The sequence below is a fragment of the Pseudokineococcus marinus genome (genome assembly GCF_013004605.1).
GTDB lineage: Bacteria > Actinomycetota > Actinomycetes > Actinomycetales > Quadrisphaeraceae > Pseudokineococcus > Pseudokineococcus marinus.
The window spans coordinates 1-1,488 of the sequence record NZ_JABEMA010000495.1 but is presented as its reverse complement, the minus strand read 5'-3'; the positions used below and the strand labels follow the sequence as shown (position 1 = coordinate 1,488).

Here is a 1,488-nt window from a genome sequence, read left to right as displayed (position 1 = left end):
GCGGTGCAGAGGACGACGCGCGGGCCGTCGACCGGCCCGGCGACGTCGCCCCCCGCAGGCTCCAGGCGCCACAGCTCGACCTCGTCGGGGCCGGGCCGCCACACGAGGGACCCCTCGCCGGCCACCGGCTCCACCCGCGGCACGGCCACGGGCCGCGCGTCGACGACCCGCTGCAGCTCGGCGACGTCGACGTGCTTGGTCGTGAGCCCGCCGCGCAGCACGTTGTCGGAGGCGGCCATGAGCTCCACGCCCGTGCCGGACAGGTAGGCGTGCACGTTGCCGGCCGGCAGCCAGACCGCCTCGCCCGGCTCGAGGCGCACGCGGTGCAGCAGCAGCGCCACGAGCACGCCCGGGTCGCCCGGGTGGTGGGCGGCCAGCTCGGCGACGGTGCGGCGGTCGGGGTCGACGGCGCCGTCCACGGGCTCGTCCGGCACCTCCTCCATGCGCCCGCGCTCCCCCGCGGCCCCGGCGACGCCGCCGGCCGGACCGCCGAGCTCGTCGGGCAGGGGCGCCGGACCGCCGGGCACGGGCTCCCCGGCCGCCTCGACGGCGTCCGCCGGGCCGTCGCCCACCGGCCCGTCCTCCGCGCAGGCCGCGGACACGTCCTCGACGAGCTGGGCCACCTCCTCGGAGCCGGACAGCAGGTAGGACAGCGCCTCGCGGATCGCGGCGGGGGCGTCGTCGCCGGAGAGCACCTCGACGAGCCGGGCCGCCGACGGCACGTCCATCCGCCGCAGCGCGGCCGCCGCGACCGCGGGGTCCCGGAAACCGCACAGCGCCTCGAACGGGGTGAGCGCGACGACCATCTCGGGCTTGTGGTGCGGGTCCTTGTACGACCGGTGCGGCGCGTCGGCCGGCACGCCGGCCTCCTCCTCGCGCGCGAAGCCCTCACGGGCCTGCTCCTCGCTCGGGTGCACCTGGACGGACAGGGGCGCGCCGGCGGCGAGCACCTTGAGCAGGTAGGGCAGCCGGTCGCCGAAGCGCTCGCGCACGCGCGGGCCGAGGACGCCCGCGGGGTCGCGCGCGACGACGGCGTCCATCGGCTCCCCCGCCACGGACGCCGGGGCGCCGGGGTGGGCGCCGAGCCACAGCTCGGCCTGGGGGCGGCCGTCGGCCGCCAGCCCCAGCAGCTCGGGCAGCGCGGTGCGCGACCCCCACGCGTAGTCCCGGACGACGCCCGTCAGCAGCTCCACGCGCCGGAGGCTACGGGGCCCCACGAGCGCGGGAGGCCCGCCCCGGGCCCGGGCGGCGGGGCGCTGGTACGGGACGGCGGCGCCGCACGCCGGCGGCGCCCCGGGCCTCAAGTCCGGGGCGCGGGCGCCCGAGGACGTCCTCGTGACGCAGGAGCATCCCGCCGAGGAGCACGTCGAGGAGGCCCGGCTGCCGCAGCAGCGCGGGGTCGCCGGACCGGCCGCGGACGACGGCGGCCGACCGGTGGCGGGCGCCGCCCGGGCCGCCGGGCGCCGGCGCCTGCTCACGACCCTCGTC

The 1,488-nt window shown here is 80.4% G+C and carries 1 protein-coding gene; it reads right to left on the bottom strand.

The genetic code is table 11. The features are described 5' to 3' along the window. Positions 1-1,193, bottom strand: a 1,193-nt coding sequence (gene manA, locus HLB09_RS16960; RefSeq protein ID WP_212771301.1) for a mannose-6-phosphate isomerase, class I, incomplete at its 3' end; no start/stop codon positions are given. Positions 1,194-1,488: the final 295 nt, after the last annotated feature.